This window comes from Microbulbifer sp. 2205BS26-8 (assembly GCF_030731025.1).
GTDB lineage: Bacteria > Pseudomonadota > Gammaproteobacteria > Pseudomonadales > Cellvibrionaceae > Microbulbifer > Microbulbifer spongiae.
Map to the genome: position 1 here is coordinate 1 of NZ_JAVAMR010000114.1, position 1,457 is coordinate 1,457.

1 protein-coding gene and 1 tRNA gene are annotated in these 1,457 nt (G+C 44.5%); one reads left to right on the top strand and one right to left on the bottom strand.

The genetic code is table 11. The features are described from left to right. Positions 1 to 586: 586 nt before the first annotated feature. A complete protein-coding gene (locus Q5Y71_RS16735; RefSeq protein WP_301417741.1) occupies positions 587 to 769 on the bottom strand; it encodes a PA3496 family putative envelope integrity protein in 183 nt (60 codons plus the stop codon). 436 nt (positions 770 to 1,205) lie between these two features. On the opposite strand from Q5Y71_RS16735, the gene Q5Y71_RS16740 reads away from it, so the two are divergent. Next, a tRNA-Arg gene (locus Q5Y71_RS16740) sits at positions 1,206 to 1,281 on the top strand. Positions 1,282 to 1,457: the final 176 nt, after the last annotated feature.

Sequence of the window (1,457 nt, forward strand, 5' to 3'; positions counted from 1 at the left end):
GGAGCACCTCAATCTGCCGTAACTTCGTGACAATTTCTTCCGGCTTATGATGTTTGATTCCCATGTTTAGTCCTCCGTCTCCTAATTATACGGGTGGACCACTTCAAGACTAAACTAGCGGCAAATACAAACTTTCACTTTCATTGTTTTATACAAAAAAACCCAAAGACATTCGAAAGCAACCAGCCAGCACCTCAGACCATCAACAATATACCGCTTTCTATATTCAGAAATTTAGTCAGGAGGTCAAACTATGAAAAGCACAAAAACATAAAAAGTTCACGCGGCCTTTAACAACATTGGCAGTCATACTTAAATCCAAGCAGAAAGTAAACCGCTGCCGACCTCCATATCCACTAATCATTCTAACAGGCCGTTGAAATTTAGCTTACAATAGCTCACTGGAGTAACTGTCAGCCCAACAGAAGAGAAGAACATTTGTGATTCATATATGCTTTCCTCTGAAAGAACAGCATATTTCTAGACGTCCCCTTGTATTTCCAAAGCACTTAGCAGTCATGCTAGCTGGTTTTCTCAACACACAAACCCGGCAATCTGTTTGCTAACCGGGTTTGTGCAGAAGTCTTTAACTTTCGAAGTCATACTCCATTAATTCACGCCTCAGACGCATTTCCTCCAGTTTATCCTCCACCATTCGACGTGCATCACGCGGGGGATGGCAAGTGGCCCGCTTTAATACCTCAGTGGCAATTTCTGGAATATCCACGGCATCAAAATCTATGTACTTTTCGATAACATGAGCGCTCATATGAAACCCCATAATCTTGACTCGATAAAGCAAACATACCTTTTTACAGCCAGAATGCATTTGCAGATTAGCCATCCAAAATAAATGGGGTCAAGAAAAAAATTACAGGAAAACAATGACAGGACTGTGTCAAGCCGGGCGCCTCAATGAAAGTGCAAAAATATCCGCTTTAAAGCCCATTGATAATAAAAATCTAACGGTAGTATCCACAGGAATTGTGAAAATATTTCGAGAACACTCCGATTCGGAAATCGCGGGAAGTGTGGTAACTTGACAAGCTGGACTGTTACCGAGAGTGACAAGCCACTCTACAGGTATCAACAAGACGAAGAAACAGCGACCGTGTAGCAATCGGTGATGGCATGACATTTTCCCTCATACAGGATAGAATTGCACGCACTCTCAGTTGGCACTTGGCTACCCTGTGGAGACAGCTGCCCCCGTCGGTTAACAGGATAAACCACGGACCTCCTAAGTCCGGACTGGTGGTTCGAGTCCACCCGGGGGCGCCACCGATAGCCTATCAGCCATCTCCTCAGGCACCAACGATAAGCCTGCAGTATCTCGACCAGGCGTATAAACCGCGATTGGAAGATCCCTGTAAGCACCCCATCACCTCAAAACACATTGACCATATGCCAGTACTGCTCCATTTTTGGTACCAGCTCTAACCCGGATTTTACATGGT

Coding starts and splice junctions, on each gene's coding strand:
- Q5Y71_RS16735 (WP_301417741.1), bottom strand. CDS start 769: ATGAGCGCTCATGTTATCGAAAAGTACATAGATTTTGATGCCGTGGAT.